This is a genomic window from Pseudomonas sp. Cab53 (assembly GCF_018325965.1).
Taxonomy (GTDB): Bacteria; Pseudomonadota; Gammaproteobacteria; order Pseudomonadales; family Pseudomonadaceae; genus Aquipseudomonas; species Aquipseudomonas chlororaphis_E.
In genome coordinates this window covers 196,328-211,889 of the sequence record NZ_AP021902.1, presented here as the reverse complement: position 1 = coordinate 211,889, position 15,562 = coordinate 196,328, and the positions used below count along the sequence as shown (strand labels likewise).

Genomic DNA, 15,562 nt, shown 5'->3' with positions numbered 1-15,562 from the left:
GCTACAGGCCTACGCTCTGGCGCAGCCCGGCCAGTGGTCGACGCAACAGGTACAAAGCCAACGGGGCGCGTTCGCCAAAGACCTTGGCCGTACCCCGCAGGCCGATGCGCGGCGCCGTGGCGTCGAAACGCGCATCCAGTCGGTAGGCCAGTTGGCCGCCCGCCGTGGGCTGCGCTTCATAGGCCGAACGTTCGAGCCAGGCCAGGTGCCGCTGCAACGGATCGCTGTCGAGAAACAGCGCCACTTGTGCGCCGGGCTCCAAGGCAATCGCATCGCCCACCGCCAGCTCGATGCGCAACTCGGCCTGGTTCGGATCGGCAATTTCCATCAGCCGCTCGCCGGTCTGCACCGGCTTGCCGAGCCAGCGCTCGGCATCGGCAAACACGGCAATACCGTCGCGCTCGGCACGTACCTCGCTGCGCTTGAGCAGCTCCATCGCATAGTTGCGCTCGGCACGTTTCTGTTCGACACGGGCGGCCAGCAGGTCCACCTTGGAACTGGACTCTGCATCGGCAAACGAGCGCTGGGAATTGGCCTTGAGCTCCGCTTCGGCCACCCCCAATGCCCGCTCGGCCACGTCGGCCTGGGCCTTGAGGCTGGTGCTTTCGAAACGCAACAACAGGTCGCCATTCTTCACGGCCTGGTTGGGCTTGACCATGAACTCGGCGATGACGCCGTCCAACGGTGCCGCCACCACTTGTCCGCCCAGCGGCACCACTTCGGCCGGGGCCAGCACCGATTGGCGCACCGGGATCAGCAGGCCCAGCAACAGCACCGCGACCAGCGCCACCTGGCGCTTACGCGTCCAGCGCAGGCGCCACGGCTTGCGCGGTTGCAAGGCCAGCCAGGCATGGCTGTAGGTGTCGCCCAGTTGCGACAAGAGCACTTGTTCAGACGGGGTCCACGGCAAGTCGCGGGCCAGCCACAAGCCGCCGAACACCTGGCCCTGATGATCGACCAACGGCAGCCAGAACACCTGCCCGGCCGACAGGCTGCGCCAATCCGCACGGATGGATTCACTGACACCGTCGGCGGCGATCACCCGGGCCTGGTTCAGTAGCCCCTGCTTGAACAACTGGGCCACCGCCTGCTCGACGAATGCCACGAACGGCGCGTTGGGCTCCACAGCACTGACGCCCGTCACCGCGTGCACCTTGCCGGCAATCAAGAGCGCGGCATGGCGAAACCCGAACAACGCCTGGCCGTCGTTGACCAGGCTGTAGCTCAACTGCGCCGGGGTGCGGGCTGCCCGCGTCTGGCGCTCAAGGTCGAGAAAGCGGGCGAACACCTGCTCGGTGCTGCCCGTTATCGGCGCGTTCACTTGGGCTCCGCAAAACGCGCCGTACCGCTCATGCCGGACAATAAGCCGCTGGCATCCGGCACGCTCGCCACCAACAGCAAGGTCTGGCTGCCCTCGTCGATGCGCGCGCCCAGACGCTTGACCGTGGCCTGCAACGGCTTGCCGGTTTCATCGGGGATGAAGGTGAACGGCTGGCCGGGCTTGAGCCGATCCATCCAGCGCGAAGGCACCAGCAGATGGATTTCCAGGGTGCGGTTGTCGACCACATCCAGCAACGGCGCGCCGGCCGCCACGCTTTCATAACGCTGGACCTTGCGCGTCACCACCTGGCCGTCGAACGGCGCGATGACACTGCAACGCTTGACCTGTACCTGGTACACCTGGGACTGCGCCTGCGCCTCGCTGACCCGGGCCTCGGCCCGCGACACTTCGAAACGCCCGACCGACTTCAATGCCTCCAGTTGCCGGTTATGCGCCAACTCTTCGTTGGCCCCACGGCTGGCCGCCTGGGCCGCATTGAGCTGGGCCTGATAGGCCGAGCAATCGAACCGCGCCAGGGTATCGCCCTTCTTGAACGACTCGCCCTCACTGAATGGCAACTCGACAATACGCCCGGCCAATTCACTCGCCAGTACCGCCTGATCCCGCGCCCGAAGCACCCCACGCGCCTCATTGCCAGCCGGTGCACTGGCCGCCGCGTTGCTCTCGAGCAACGGATCGCCTGCATCAGGCGTTTGCGCCTGAACGCCGCACGCTACAAAGGTCAATCCCACAACCCAACTACTCAAACGCCGCATGACCGTTTTACTCCCTGACGGATGGGCGGAGTCTAGAAGAAATCTCTGGTTTCAAAAAGGCTGGAGTTGGGGATAAAAGGTGCCGGCTTTTTTACTGACACCAGCAGGTATCAAACCCCACAACGATTTAGGCAGATACACTCCTCAAAATCAGCCAGGCAGAATGGACTACTCAAATCATCAGCCACTGTCACTTACACGGAAAAGCCCTGAAATACACTTAGCCAAATCGGTTCAAAAACGCCTTGCCCTCAAGCCATAAAAGCACACAACTCTCAAACCGCCGGTGCCGCAGCTTTCCTATCCACGGTTGACGCACGAACACCCTGGGATTAGGATTCGTCCACTGCTCAACCTCGTACGCAGCGATTAAATTCGCTGGCCGTTGGGGTGAAAACACCGGCTTCGGCCGGTTTTTTCGTTTCTGGGGATTGAGCTTGTGCGTACCGCTTTTTTTGGTGACGGCTATAACGTTTTTTATGGGCTGCTCGCCGGTACGCCCTATAAATGGCTGAACCTTACGCAGCTACTGATACACATAGCCCGCGTCGAGAATCCACACAGTTCATTTTCTTCACTCGACTACTTCACGTCCTCCGTCAAACCGGAACTGGCAACGCGTGGAATCGTATCCAAAGAGGCTCAGGACGCTTATGTCCGCGCATTAAAGGCCAATCAGGTTACTGTCCACTATGGACGTCACCAGCTCGAGCGTGCCAACGCCCCCCGCTTCGTCAGCAAAAAGATCAGTGCTTCATGCCAAGACACCGTTGCTATCTGGAAGCTTGAAGAAAAGGAAACCGATGTCCACATCGCAATCAGCATGTATCGCACGGCATCCAGACAAAAAGCACTGCCCGAGCACCAGCGTATCGAACAGCTTGTGCTGGTATCGGGCGACACTGATATGGCGCCCGCACTGCGAGCTATTCGAGAAGACTTTCCCCATTTGAGAGTCGGCGTCGTGCTTCCCTACCGAACCGGCTCCAAGCGCCTTGCGCCAGGCTCCTTGAGAGAACACGCCCACTGGATGCGCCGCGTCGTCACTTGCGACGAGCTTCAATCCCACCAGTTCCCCGACCGGGTCCCCACGCGCAAGGCGCCGGCCATCAAGCCGGATTATTGGTAGCGCCCGCCGGATACACCGACTCCCATCCCCCACCCAGCGCCTTGTACAACCCGACCATCGCCAACGACACGCCCGTGGCGCTTTCCACCAGTTGCTCCTGGGTGGCCAACAGCGCGCCCTGGACCGTGAGGACGGTGACGAAGTCCACCACGCCTTCCACGTATTGCTGCTGCGCGGTGCGCAAGGCGATCTGGTTCTGGCGCACGGCTTCGGCGAGGCTGTCGCGACGCAGTTGGCTGGCGTTGTAGGCGCTCAGCTGGTCATCGATTTCATGCCAGGCCTTGAGCACGGTCTGCTGGTAGGCGACCGCCGCTTCCTGTTGCTGGGCCTCGCGCAACTGCAGCATGCCGCGCAGGCGTCCACCGTCGAACAACGGCAGGTTGAACTGCGGGCCGATGCCGAACGCACGGGAGCCCCAGGAACCGAAATCACTGAGTTGCATGGCTTGGGAGCCCAGGTTGCCCGACAAGGTGATGCGCGGGTAGAAATCGCCCTTGGCCACGCCAATGCTTGCGGTGGCGGCATACAGCCGGGCCTCGGCCTGGCGGATGTCCGGGCGCCGCTCAGCCAACTGGGAGGGCAGGCCGATGGCGACCTGGCGAGGCGCCTGGGGCACCGGTGCGTCGGCGGCGAGTTCGGCCTGCAACGCTTGCGGAGGCTGGCCCATCAACAGGCTGAGGGCATTGATCAGTTGAGCTTGGCGCTGCTGCAACGTCGGCAGCCGCGCTTCGATGGCCGCGACCTGGGCCGCCGCTTCGGCCACGTCCAGATCCGTGGCGACCCCATCGGCCAGGCGTAATTGGGTGAGCTTCAGGCTGTGGCGGGCCACGTCGAGGTTCTGCTCGGTGACCGCCCGGGTGCTCTGCACACCCCGCAGTTGCAGGTAGTCGTGAGCCGTTTCGGCGAGTACCGCCAACAGCACACCGCGACGGTCGTCCCGCGCGACCTCCAGGTTGGCATCCGCCGCTTCGGCCTCACGCCGTACCCGGCCCCACACATCCAGCTCCCACGCCGCGGAAAAGCCCGCGTCCCACAGGTTGAAAGCCGAATCGCCGTTGTGGCCCGACGGGTCATTGAGCCCTTCACCGCTGTTGCGTTTACGGCCATAACTGCCGGTGGCGGCGGTGTTGGGGTACTGCGCCGAGGTGATGACCTGGCGGGCCGCGCGACTCTGCTGCAAGCGACTGCCGGCAAGTTTCAGGTCGAGGTTATCGGCCACGGCACGACGGGTTAGCGCCGACAGCACCGGGTCATCGAAGACCTCCCACCAACGCTCGCTCATGTCCGTGGTGACCACCTGGCTGGCAGCGGCGTTGGCCGGCGTTGCCCATTGAGACGGCGAGGGTGCCACGGGGCGCTGGAAGTCCGGGCCGACAGTGCAGGCGCATAGCGCCGATGCCAAACAGACCAGCAGGCCTGTGTGGCGAGGGAGCTTGCTCCCTCGCCACAGGGCGACTAAGGGGCTCGATTTCATCGCTGCGCCACCTCCCGCCCATCACCCTCCGAACGGGCGGTATCGATACTCGCTTCCACCGACATGCCCACCCGCAACCGCTGCGCCAGCGGCTGGTCCGGGTCCAGGACAATCTTTACCGGGATGCGCTGGACCACCTTGGTGAAGTTGCCGGTGGCGTTGTCCGGCTTGACCGCCGCGAACGTCACGCCGGTCGCCGGGGCAATGCTCTGCACACGGCCCAGCAACGCTTGCCCGCCGAAGCTGTCGACCCGCACGCTCACCCGCTGGCCCGGCTGCACATCGGTGAGCTGGGTTTCCTGGAAGTTGCCCACCACATAGGCCTGGGCCAGCGGCACCACCGCCAACAGCTTGCTGCCCGGCGTCACGTAGGCACCGACCCGCACCGCGCGTTCGCCGACCATGCCGTCCTGGGGCGCCACGATGCGGGTGTACGACAGTTCAAAACTGGCGATTTCCAACGCCGCCTGGGCGCGTTTCAACCCACCTTCGGCGGCGTCACGCTGGGCCGTGAGAATCTCCACCTGCTTGCGCTCGGCCGCCAACACCGCCGTGGCACTCGCCAACTGCGCGGTGGCCTGGTCGATCCGGGTCTGGGCCTGTTGGGCGTTCTGCACGGTACCGGCCCCTACGCCGGCCAGGTGTTGATAACGATTGCGCTCCTGTTCGGCAAAGGCCATCTGCGCCTTGGCCGCGACCACATTGGCTTGGGCCTGGGCAATCACCGACGCCTGGCGCTCCAGTGTCGCCCGCGCGTTTTCCAGCTGGGCGCGGGCAACCAGGGTCTGCGCGTCGGCGGCCTGGGCGGCGGCGTGCAAGTCGCGGTCGTCGATCAGGGCCAACAGTTGCCCGGCCTTGACTTGCTGGTTGTCTTCCACCAGCACTTCCTTGATGAAACCGGCAACGCGCGGCACCACCAGGGTGTAGTCCGCCGAAACAAAGGCATCGTTGGTGCTCTGCTGCACGCGTTTACCGAACAGCCCCGGTGCCAGCAGATAGGTCAGCCCGCCGAGCACGAAGGTTGCCGCGAGGGTCAGGGCTATGGGCTTTTTCAATTGATTCATGATGGAAACCTTCAGGGTTCAGCGCGGCGCACGAGGCGGATAGATCCGCGTCGGTAACCAGAAAATAAGCAGGATCAGGGCGAGCGCGACGCCCGCCATGCACAGGTAAAGATCGGAAGAGGTCAGCACCACCGCCTGCTGGTGCAGGCGATGGGCAAGCCCGGCGCTGTCGTTGTCCACCAACGGGGCGTTGCCGAGGCTGTCCACCAGCATCGTCGAATGAAAATGCAGGCGTGCGGTGGTCAACGCGTCCAACACGCCCGTGGCGATCACCGCCGCCAGGCCCTTGACCGTGTTGAACCACGCCGAAGCGAACGGGCCTTCGAGGGGGAAATACTCCCGGTGGACAGCATCAACAGCGGCAGCACCGCCATGGGCTGGCCGAAGATCTGCAACAGTTGCAAGACGTAGAAGTCATCGCGGATCCAGGCCGACGTCAGTTGCGACCCCCCCAGGCAGGACAGTGCCAACAGGCCCAGGCCCAGCCCCAACACCCAGCGGCAATCGACCCAGCGAAGATTGCACAGCGCCGCCACCAACGGCAGTGCGAGCAACTGCGGCAGCGCCATCAACAACATCACCGGAGCGGTCTGGACCGGACGATAGCCCTGGACCTGGGCCAGGTAGCTGGACGGAATGATGATCACCGCCAGCAGCACCACCAACACACCCGCCAGGGTCATCAGGGCGAAGGCCAGGTTGCGGATGCCGAGCATCTGCAACTTGAAGAACGGCACCGGCTGCGACCACTCGTTGACCAGGAACAGCACCAGCAACACCAGCCCGCCACCGAGCAAAGTGCAGATCAGGCTCGACTCGAACCAGTCGAGCCGGTTGCCCTGCAGGATGCCGATCACCAACATGCAGATCGCCGGAAAACCCAGTAGCAGGCCTCGCCAGTTGAACTGCTTGAGGCGTTCCAGGCGCGGCGGGTCCTGGGGCAAACCATAGGCCACCGCGGCCATGGCAATCAGGCAAGGCACGATGATCTGCCAGAAGGTCCATTGCCAGCCAAGGTACTCGGTCCACAGGCCGGCCAGGGGCGTGCCCAGGCCAGGGCCGAACGTGGCGGTCAGGGCGTAGCCGGCCAGGCCGTAGAGCTTCACGCCCGGCGGCAGAAAGCGCAGGGCGACGGTCATCAGCATGGGTGGCAATGCACCGCCGGCCAGCCCTTGCAGGGTGCGCATCACCAGCAGGCTTTCGTAGTCCGGCGCAAACGGGCACAGCGCACCCAGCAGGGTGAACAGGCTGATGGCCCACAGCGTGAAACGGCGCAGCGAGAAGGTCACCGAGCACCAGGGCGCGAAGGCCATGGCGGCCACTGACGTCGCGGCGTAGCACGCCACCACCCAGGTGCCTTCGTCATACCCGATGGCCATGGCTCCGCGGATATCGGCCAGGGCCACCTTGGTGACCATCTCGTTCAGCCCCGACACCAGCACCGCCAGCAACACGCCCACCAGGCCGATGACGATCCTCGGGCCGAACGCCGGCGGCGCGGCCGCTGCCGTCGGTAGCGCCGTGGTTGTGAGGGATGTCATTGGGGGTTAACACTCCAGTGAGAAATACCGGAGCAGTTTAAAAAGCCGCAGTGCTGACAAAAAGTGACTTATTGGCAGTTTATAAGTGCGTTTAACGCAGCAATTGAAACCCTCTGCCACCAAAGTCAAAGCCTGGCGATCAACCCGTCTGCGCTTCCAGCCAGGTCTCGTCGCAACAGGCCTTGAGGGTTTCGCGCAGCCAGCGGTGGGCCGGGTCGTTATCGTAGCGCGGGTGCCAGGCCTGGGTCAGCATGAGCGTGGGCAACGGGACCGGTAGCGTGAAGGAGCGCAGGTGCAGCCCCAGGCGCCTGACGCTCAGCAACGCTTCCTTGGGCACCGGCAGGATCAGGTCCGAATCGGGCAAGGCGAACATGGCCGCATGAAAGCTCGGCGCGATGACCGCCACCCGTCGCTCCAGCCCCAACGCGTTGAGCGCGGTGTCGATGGGGCCGCGAGCAATGCCGCGGCGGGAGGTGCTGATGTGGGAAAACCCGGCGAACCGTTCGGCGGTGATCTCGCCGTTGAGCAAGGGATGGTCTTCGCGCACCAGGCCGACGAAGTGGGTGGAAAACAGGTTCTGCACCTTTACTTCCGGCATCACTGGCCGGGTGTTGCTGATGCTCAGGTCGATCCGCCCCTCACGCAGCGCCTCATCATCGCCGTCGCCTTCCGGGACATAGCGCAGCTCGCAATGCGGGGCCTTGCGTTCGAGGGTGTCGAACAACTTGCCGCCATAGACGCCGACGAAGAAGTCGTTGGCCCGGACATTGAAACGCCGCCGCAAGGTGCTCAGGTCAACCGCATCGGCCGAACGGAAGACCAGCGCCGCCTGCTCCACCACATCGCGCACCTGTTCGCGCAGGGCCTGGGCCTTGGGTGTCGGCACCAGTCCACGGCCTGCGCGCACCAGAATCGGGTCACCCACGGCCTCGCGGATTCGCGTCAAGGTACGGCTCATGGCTGCGGGGCTCAGGTTCATCCGTCGCGCCGCGCCGACCACGCTGCCCTCGTCGAGCAGGGCATCGAGGGCGACCAGCAGGTTCATGTCCGGGAGTTGCATGCTGAGCACTCGTGACAGATCAACATTGATCCAGACGCAATGCTAGCAGATCACCCCCCGGCCGCTGGCGACTCGTCCAACAACGTCAACTCACCGTCGCGGTACACCACCTCCCGCCCGAGCCACGTGGCATCCACCTGAGGCAGTACCGCCGAAGGCTTGCGCAGTTCGCGCAACAAGGTCGAACCGTGGGACAGGCGACCGCCCATGCGCGCGATCACGGCCCGGGCACGCTGATAGTGCGCGTGGCGACCGGGGTCCAGGGTGTCTTCCAGCAGGATGTCCGCGCCCAGGATGCCTTGTGCCTGGCCCGGGTAGATCAAGAAGCCCGCTGCCTGCTCGGTGCCCTCGCGACCGTCCTGCCAAAAACTGCCGTCACGACTGCGAATGTCCGGGTGCGGCGCGAACCAATGGGCGCGGTCAGCCAGCGGCATGGCGTGGTGCAGGCGAAAGAACATTCGCATCAGGTTGTCGCGGTACCATTCGCGCACTTGCAGATAGTAGCCACGCAACCCCGGCAGCCCCGCCGAATGCGCCAGGCGTACGGGCAGGGACCAATGGGGAAAGGCTTGCAAGGGCAGCTCGGTCGGGGCCGGACGCGGCGTGGCCGGGTCGGTTTCCCAGGGCAACCGATGCGGGGCGGACTCGAGGTTGTCATAGGCGGTGGGTGGCCGGCCGAGCCAGGCGCCACCGCTGCTAGCCAATGCCGTGGCGATGCACAGGTTGCCCTGCACCACGAACACATAGAAGCGGGTGAACCAATCGGCCAGTGACTGACCTCCGGCGCCCTGCCCGGCCAGTTGCGCAAGCTCATGATCGAAACGGCGCAAACCGGCTTCGAGCGTCAACAGGTGCCCACGGGCCACGTGCTGCATGCGCAGGAACAACGGCAGTGATCGGACCAGGCGCAACGGTCGCCAGGGCAACGGCGGAGTCGCCCCGCCGACCTCCCCCGCATAATTGCTGGCACGAACGCCCCAGTCGGCCAGCCGGGCGAGAAACAGATCGTTGTTGATGTACGACGCACCGCCAAACACCGCCGTGAAAGGCTCGTTGTCTTGCAACACCCGTGCATCCCAACGCGCCATGATCGCCGGGATGCTCGCCGCCGCACGACGCTGGGCATACTCCACCAACACGCTGGGTTGGGGCGGCAGAATTTCGGCGATGTTGGCCGCGGTCAGGTGCCGACGCCAGCCGTAACCACTGATCGGGCGGTATTGCAACAGCCAGAGTTGCTGGCCGTCCCAGGCCCATTCGATGTCACCGGGCACGTAGTGGAAAACCCGCAGCACACCTTGCAGGAAGCGCCACAACAGGTCGGCGTCAAGACCGTGGGTGGGCTCGAACGCACCGCAGTTCCAAGCCGCTCCCAGGCGAGAAATGACTGCGCGCCGGGGGCTCACCTGACCATCGGCCAACGACTCGAGGTGCCCCTCCACCCACTCCAGCTCGACCGCCAGGTGACGCACGAAAGCGATTCCGGACAGCTGCGGCGTGATGAAGCGTTGCACCACCACTTCCTCGACGCCCATCGCCGTCAACTCAGCGATGCGCCCCGGCACTTGGCTCGCCGGCTCGCGCAGGAACGTACTGCTCAGGCCGGCGTTCGCCGCATCGGCCTGATCCTCGCCATAACTGGACGAGCGGACCGCCCACGTGGCGTGCGCTTGGCTGGCCAGAAACGCCGGCAGGCGTGGGTCGTGGCACTCATTGAGGGTCAGCGCCGGCGGCACCGCTTGCCCGGCCAACGCAGCCAGGCGCAAACGCCCGCCCTTGGTGTGCGCGACAAACCCACGCGCGCCCGACTCCAGCCAGGCGGCGAAATCGGCCGGCGCGTCGATCCAGGGGTAATGGCCCCAGCCTGGCTTCAGGCTGATGGTCAGGTCGGCGCGGGCGAGAATCGCCGACCAGGCCGCCGCCTGCTCGACACCCAGCATATTGTCCTGGTCGCCCCAGACCAACTCGACCGGGTCGGTGATCCATTCCAGCAGCGGCAACGCGGTGTCCGCCCGCACCAGGTCCCAGTGCGGCACGAAGGCACGGCAGCGGGCGTAGCCAGCGCCCATGCGTCGGTATTGCGCAGGCGTCCAGGGCCGGTTGGAGAATTTGCGTGCAAACAGCGTCGGTTTGTTCGCCAGCAACCAATGGATGGTTTTGCGCACCGGCAATGGCGACATCAGTGCCGGCAGGCGCCGTTGCCACAGGAACGCCCCCACCGGCGCCAGCAATACGCTGCGCTGGAAGTGCCCGGGCTGACGTTGCAAGGCGTGCAGCACCAGCAACGCATTCACCCCGACCGCGGTGATCGCGCTGCCCCTGGCCGTCATCGCCAACAAAGCCTCGGCGTAGGCGGCCAGGTCTTCGCAGGGCGCCTGTGGGTTGTCACCGAAACCGGGCAACTCCAGCGGCACCACCTGGTAGTGCGCAAAATGCGGGAGCACGTCATCCCACCAATCGGCGGCGCTGCCGTTACCCGCCAGCAGGTACATCAACGGTTTGCCTGCGGATGCCAGATCAACCATGGCGGGCCTCCCGGGCTGCACAGCCGTTGCCGTCGTGGCGATAGAGCCAGAGCAACGGCGGCAGCAGCAGAAGCAATGCCACGCCATCGAGCCACAGGTGCGACCACATCCGCGCCTGGGCGGAGATCAACATGTCCTGGGGTGCCCAGAGCAGGATGCCGGCGATGATCCAGCCCCAGGGCGCGGCGCGTTTCATGCGATGGCCGAGGTGCACCAGGGCGAGCATGTACAGGGCATAGCTCTGCAACGTCGCGCCGAACAACGCCAGCCACCAGACCTGCTGCGCCCTGGCCGCCGCAGGCGCCGCGTCGGAAGCCCAGAACGCTTGTTCGAGTGTGAGCAGATAGTCATCGAACACGCCCGAATGCCCGGCCCAACTCAGCATGAAACCGGCGAGCAGATGCAACAGCGCCAAGGCATACAGCCAGGCGATCAGGGCTTTGCGAAGGGTGTGGCGAGGGCTTGGCATTCCGTGTCCCGAAGGCGTGCTTGAGGGCTGCAAGTCTAAAGGAAAAGGCCGGGGCTTTACCCGGCCGACGGGGGCGGCCGATAAATAAACCTGTGCGAAGGCGGTCGCCCAAGCCCGGAATGCTTACCCGAACAGCTCGCCAGCACCGCTCAACGCTGCATCCCCCAACGCTTGACCGTCACCCGTTCCAAGCTGTCGAAGACCAGGTTTTCCACCAGCAAGCCGATCAGGATCACCACCGCCAGCCCGGCGAAGACCTTGTCGGTGTACAGCTCGTTGCGGTTCTGGAAGATGTACCAGCCCAGGCCGCCCTTGCCGCTGGTGGCGCCGAACACTAGTTCGGCGGCGATCAGCGTGCGCCAGGCGAAGGCCCAGCCGATCTTCAACCCGGCGAGGATCGACGGCAGCGCCGCCGGAATCAGGATGAACAGCACGAAGCGCAGACCCTTGAGCCCATAGTTGCGCCCGGCCATGCGCAAGGTGTCGGACACCCCGAGAAAGCCTGCGTACATGTTCACCGCCAACGCCCACAGCACCGAGTGCACCAGGACGAAAATCAGGCTGTTCTGCCCCAGGCCAAACCACAGCAACGCCAATGGCAACAGGGCAATGGCCGGCAGCGGGTTGAACATCGACGTCAACGTGCTGAGCAGGTCGCGGCCCAGTTGAGTCGACACCGCCAGGGTGGTCAGGCCGAACGCCAGGACAATGCCCAGCAGATAGCCCTTGAGCAGTACCACCAGGGAAATCCAGACCTTGCCCAGCAGCTCGCCGCTGACCAGGCCCCCGTACAGCGCGCTGGCGGTTTGCAGGAACCCCGGCAGCAGCAGGTCGTTGTTCTGGTAGCGGGCCACGCTTTCCCAGAGCACCGCCAGCAACAGCAAAATCAGGCTTTTGCGCAACCACCCCTGCTGCCAGAGGCGCTGCCTCAACGGCAAGGCCCGCTCCAGCGGGATGTGGGTCAAGGGTTGCAGGTCGACTTCGTATTCTTCGCGCACAGGCGATAGATGGTTCATGGACGCTTCCCTCAGTACGCGATGCGAATGTCGGCGAAATCCAGCTCACGCTCGGTCTGCGGCGACTGGCCCGGTTCGAACAACAGCGAGTGGATCCGCCGCGCCGTGTGCTGGAACGCCCCACCCCCGAGGCTGTGCAGGTCGTACTGATGGCTGTGGATTTCTGCCCGTACGCGGCCCGGATGGGGCGACAACAACAGGATCCGGTTGCCCACCACCAGCGCTTCCTCGATCGAATGCGTAACGAACAGCAGGGTGAAACGCACCTCCTCCCAGAGCAGCAGCAATTCTTCCTGCATCTTGCGTCGGGTCAGGGCATCGAGGGCGGCGAAGGGCTCGTCCATCAGCAGGATTTTCGGTTGCATCGCCAATGCCCGGGCAATGGCGACCCGGGCTTTCATGCCCCCGGACAACGTATGTGGGTAGGCATCGGCGAATGCCGCCAGCCCGACCTTGTCCAGATAGTGCAACGCTCGCTCCTCGGCCTCGCGGCGCTTGAGGGTATGGGACGCCAGCAACGCGAACATCACGTTCTGCTTGACGGTTTTCCACGGCGGCAACTGGTCGAACTCCTGGAACACCACGATTCGATCCGGCCCCGGAGCGCTGACGCGTTGCCCCTGCAAGCGAATCTCGCCCTCGCAAGGCGCGATGAAGCCGCCAACGGCCTTGAGCAGCGTGGACTTGCCGCAACCGGACGGGCCGAGCAGGACGAACCGGTCCGCCGGGTCGACCTCGAAACTCACCTGGTGCGTCGCCCGCACCACCCGTTGTGGCGTGCGGTATTCGAGGCTGACGCTGTCCACCGAGAGCAATGCCGCATCGGTGCGACTGAGGTTGCTGGCCGCGTGGCCTTGCAGGGGGGCGTTCATGACCATCAACTCCCTTGCAACGGCTGGGCGTCCTGGAAGAAGTAGTCTTCCCACGACGCCGGCTTGTGCTTGATCGCGCCGACACGGTAGAGGAACTCCGCCAGCGGGTAGGTGTTCTTCGGCGTGACGGTGAATTCGATCTGCGGATTCTCGATGATCTTCAGCAACGTGGCCCGGTCGATCTTGGCCTGGGTGACGCGCAGATACGTATCCGCCGCCCCCTCTTTATCCTTCTGGGCGAACGCCGCCGCTTCCGTCAGGGCCTGGATAAACGCCTTGTAGGTCTTGGGGTTTTCATCGCGGAATTTTTCCGTGGCGAACAGCACGGTGGGCGAGTTCGGCCCGAGCACATCATAGGAATTGAGCACCACGTGAACATTGGGGTTCTGCAGGGCCTGGTCCTGGAACGGCGGGTTGGAGAAGTGCCCGGTCAATTCCGTCCCGCCGGCAATCAGCGCCGCTGTGGCGTCCGGGTGTGGCACGGCCAGGGTGTACTTGTCGAGGCGATTGAACTCCTTGTCGCCCCATTGCTTGGCGGCGGCGTATTGCAGGAAGCGCGACTGCACCGACACCCCCACCGCCGGCACCGCGATGCGGTCGTGCTCGGTGAAGTCGGCGATGGTCTTGACCTTGGGGTTGTTGCTCAACAGGTAATAGGGAAAGTTGCCCAGCGAAGCCACGGCCTTGACGTTCTGCTTGCCGCGCGTGCGGTCCCAGATCGTCAGCAGCGGCCCGACGCCAGCCCCGGCGATGTCGATGGAGCCCGACAGCAACGCATCGTTGACCGCCGCGCCGCCGGACAACTGGGTCCAATCGACCTTGATGTCGAGGCCTTCCTGCTTGCCGTACTTCTCGATCAACTGCTGATCGCGGACCACGTTCAGCAGCAGGTAAACGATGCCGAACTGCTCGGCGATGCGAATCTCGCCCTCGGCCTGGGCGCTGGCGGGCGCCACCAGGCTGCCGGCCAGCAGGCTGAAACCCAGGCCGATGGCGGCGGCCAGCGGTGCAAAGGCAATGCGTTTGGACATGGTGATTCTCCGGGCTGTTTGCGCGAGGCGCGGCCGATCAGAAAGGGGCATCGCCCTGGATGGTGGTGCGGTACAACTTGCGACGCAGATGGCTCGGGCAACCGGCGGCCAGATGAATCAGCGAACGGTTGTCCCAGAACACCAGGTCATGGGGCTGCCATTGGTGGCGATAGATGTTCTGGGGCCGCACGCTGTGGGCATACAGTTCGGCCAGCAGCGCGGCGCTTTCATCCTCCGGCAGGCCGACGATACGGGTGGTGAAGCCCTCGCTGACGAACAACGCCTTGCGCCCGGTTTCCGGGTGGGTGCGCACGATGGGGTGCACCACTTCGGCGACCTGGGCCAGTTGTTCCGGGGTGAGCGTCGGGCGCCAGTTGCCTTCGAACTTGCTCTCGCTGTAGCGCGCCGTGTAGGAGTGCGCCGCCGAACGGCCTTCCACGGCCTTGCGCAAGGCCTCGGGCAAGCCCTCCCAGGCTTTGTGCATGTCGGCGAACAACGTGTCGCCACCCTCGCTCGGCAATTCCTGGGCATGCAGCATCGAGCCCAGGCTGGGCAGTTCTTTATAAGAGAGGTCGGAATGCCAGAACTTGCCGGCATCGCCGAGGCCGATGGATTGGCCGTTTTCGATGATGTTGGAGACGATCAGGATTTCCGGGTGCCCGGCCAGTAAAAACTGCTTGAGCACATGGATCTGCAGCACGCCAAAGCGACGGCTGAAGGCGATGTGTTGTTCGGGGGTGATGTGTTGGTCGCGAAACACCACCACGTGGTGATCCAGGTGGACGCGATGGATGCGGGCAAAGTCGCGGTCGTTGAGCGGCCGGGACAGGTCCAGGCCGACGATTTCGGCCCCGACGCTGTCGCCGAACGGGCGGATATCGAAGGCCTGCGGCGCGATGTCGGCGGCACTTGAAGCAAGGTGATCCGGAGAATAGGAAACGGCTGGCATACATCACTCCCACGCACAGCGCGCTTCAATGGCGCGCGTCGATCAAAACTCACGGCGTTGCCGTGTCGGTTCGTGTCGTGCGGCGCGCCGATTGGTCGGCAGGTACGCAGGGGAGTGACTTTATAGCTATAAGAATTGAAATTTAAATACCGTTAACGAATAACGATATGGAGTTTTGGTTAACACATAAAACCTGTGGGAGCGGGCTCGCTCGCGAACGCAATCTGCCGGTGACATCTATGTCGACTGATACACCGCATTCGCGAGCAAGCCCGCTCCCACAAGAATGTGGAGCTACTCAGAAGTGGACGCCACAAAAAGCGATCCTGCCTTCA

The 15,562-nt window shown here is 64.3% G+C and carries 12 protein-coding genes and 1 pseudogene; 1 reads left to right on the top strand and 12 read right to left on the bottom strand.

Annotated features, from left to right (window positions below):
- Position 1: 1 nt before the first annotated feature.
- The gene (locus tag KI241_RS00890; RefSeq protein WP_042729565.1) at positions 2–1,321 is read right to left on the bottom strand and encodes an HlyD family efflux transporter periplasmic adaptor subunit; all 1,320 of its coding nucleotides are present in this window, start codon (positions 1,319–1,321) and stop codon (positions 2–4) included.
- On the bottom strand, positions 1,318–2,097 hold the full coding sequence (locus KI241_RS00885) for an efflux RND transporter periplasmic adaptor subunit (protein WP_042729566.1): 780 nt from the start codon (positions 2,095–2,097) through the stop codon (positions 1,318–1,320). The genes KI241_RS00890 and KI241_RS00885 overlap by 4 nt, the downstream gene beginning before the upstream one ends.
- A 439-nt stretch (positions 2,098–2,536) precedes the next feature.
- Here KI241_RS00885 and KI241_RS00880 point away from each other — a divergent pair, with 439 nt between their 5' ends.
- Entirely contained in the window at positions 2,537–3,226 is a 690-nt protein-coding gene (locus KI241_RS00880) for an NYN domain-containing protein (protein ID WP_042729567.1), read from the top strand.
- On the opposite strand, the gene KI241_RS00875 is transcribed toward KI241_RS00880, so the two are convergent.
- From KI241_RS00875 to KI241_RS00830, 10 genes and pseudogenes are all read right to left on the bottom strand, one after another.
- Positions 3,207–4,637, bottom strand: a complete 1,431-nt coding sequence (locus tag KI241_RS00875) for an efflux transporter outer membrane subunit (protein ID WP_244868279.1) — start codon at positions 4,635–4,637, stop codon at positions 3,207–3,209. The two genes, KI241_RS00880 and KI241_RS00875, sit on opposite strands and share 20 nt — an antisense overlap.
- A 59-nt stretch (positions 4,638–4,696) precedes the next feature.
- Positions 4,697–5,767, bottom strand: coding sequence for an HlyD family secretion protein (locus KI241_RS00870; protein WP_212803853.1), 1,071 nt, complete (start codon positions 5,765–5,767; stop codon positions 4,697–4,699).
- Between the two features lie 15 nt (positions 5,768–5,782).
- Positions 5,783–7,305: pseudogene (locus tag KI241_RS00865) on the bottom strand (MFS transporter).
- Positions 7,306–7,444: 139 nt separating this feature from the next.
- Positions 7,445–8,365, bottom strand: a complete 921-nt coding sequence (locus tag KI241_RS00860; RefSeq protein WP_123578492.1) for a LysR family transcriptional regulator — start codon at positions 8,363–8,365, stop codon at positions 7,445–7,447.
- A 50-nt stretch (positions 8,366–8,415) separates the two neighbouring features.
- A complete protein-coding gene (locus KI241_RS00855) occupies positions 8,416–10,890 on the bottom strand; it encodes an alpha/beta hydrolase (protein WP_244868252.1) in 2,475 nt (824 codons plus the stop codon).
- On the bottom strand, positions 10,883–11,359 hold the full coding sequence (locus tag KI241_RS00850; protein WP_212803243.1) for a cell division protein: 477 nt from the start codon (positions 11,357–11,359) through the stop codon (positions 10,883–10,885). Before KI241_RS00850 ends, KI241_RS00855 begins: the two co-directional genes overlap by 8 nt.
- Positions 11,360–11,508: 149 nt before the next feature.
- Positions 11,509–12,375, bottom strand: coding sequence for an ABC transporter permease (locus KI241_RS00845; RefSeq protein ID WP_042729574.1), 867 nt, complete (start codon positions 12,373–12,375; stop codon positions 11,509–11,511).
- 11 nt (positions 12,376–12,386) lie between these two features.
- The gene (locus KI241_RS00840; protein WP_042729581.1) at positions 12,387–13,247 is read right to left on the bottom strand and encodes an ABC transporter ATP-binding protein; all 861 of its coding nucleotides are present in this window, start codon (positions 13,245–13,247) and stop codon (positions 12,387–12,389) included.
- Between the two features lie 5 nt (positions 13,248–13,252).
- A complete protein-coding gene (locus tag KI241_RS00835) occupies positions 13,253–14,278 on the bottom strand; it encodes an ABC transporter substrate-binding protein (RefSeq protein ID WP_047736247.1) in 1,026 nt (341 codons plus the stop codon).
- Positions 14,279–14,315: 37 nt separating this feature from the next.
- Entirely contained in the window at positions 14,316–15,227 is a 912-nt protein-coding gene (locus KI241_RS00830) for a TauD/TfdA family dioxygenase (protein ID WP_212803242.1), read from the bottom strand.
- Positions 15,228–15,562: the final 335 nt, after the last annotated feature.